Genomic DNA, 983 nt, shown 5'->3' on the forward strand with positions numbered 1-983 from the left:
CGCGCGCTCGCGGCGTTGTCGGACCGAGCGAGTACATCCAGTACACGCTCGGTCCTCCGCCTTGCGATCGCACGCACCAGACGCCGCGGGCCACGCCCTGCGGGCGAACGACGCCACTTTGCGGACACGCCCTAGTCCATGACCTCGACGCTCACCCGGTTGGTCTCCACCCCGGCCGCCGTCACGACCTGCACGTCGACCGTACCGGGCTCCACCTCCACCGGGACAGGCACGGTCAGCGTCGTGTCCGACGGGTTGGCGAAGCCGCCCGGCACCGGGACGAGCGGTACGTGTACGTGGACCGCGCCGATCCTGACGACCATCCCGGCCAGCCGGTCCGGGGTGCCCGCGCCCGGCGGTACGAATCCGGCGCCGCGGATCTCGATGTCGTCCCCGGTACGGATGGGGGCGTCCAGGTCCCCGGCCTCCCGGGCCCGGACGACCGACAGGACGACGGGCCGGCCGCCCTCCGCGTACTTGCCCGCGAAGTAGGTGGCGGCGGAGACGGCGGCGAGCAGGGCGAGCGCCCAGGGCAGATCGGGGAGTTGGCCGGGCCGCCGGGCCAGCAGGACGGCGGAGAAGACCACGGCGACCGCGTTGAGCAGCGCGTACTGGAGGTCGGTGAAGCTGGCGCGCCCCGCGTCGTCGCAGAGCAGGTCGGCCAGGCGCGGCCGTTCGGCCCGTACCTTCTGGAGCCGCCGGCCGAGGACCCGCGACGAGACGACGTGCCGTACGAGAACGGCGACGGCGCAGACGACGGCCAGTACGGTCACCAGGCCGGCGCCCCGGGCCAGGTCGAGTCCGGCGATCAGGTCGTCGCGGCGGGACGTGCCGGACGCGCCCGCGAGTTGGAGCGCGAGGACGAGGACGGCGAAGACGACGAACAGCACCCAGGCGGAGGCGACGGTACGGGACGTGGAGAGCCGGTTGTCCTCGCCGATCAGCGGCGCGAGCAGGCCGCCCCGGGCGCGGTGCAGCCGGGC

The 983-nt window shown here is 74.3% G+C and carries 1 protein-coding gene; it reads right to left on the minus strand.

Features of this window, described 5'->3' with window-relative positions; translation table 11 throughout:
• Positions 1-131 precede the first annotated feature (131 nt).
• On the minus strand, positions 132-983 hold an 852-nt coding region (locus GT042_RS08930; protein WP_161308168.1), incomplete at its 5' end, for a hypothetical protein.

The organism is Streptomyces sp. SID3212 (assembly GCF_009865405.1).
In the GTDB taxonomy this organism is placed as follows: domain Bacteria; phylum Actinomycetota; class Actinomycetes; order Streptomycetales; family Streptomycetaceae; genus Streptomyces.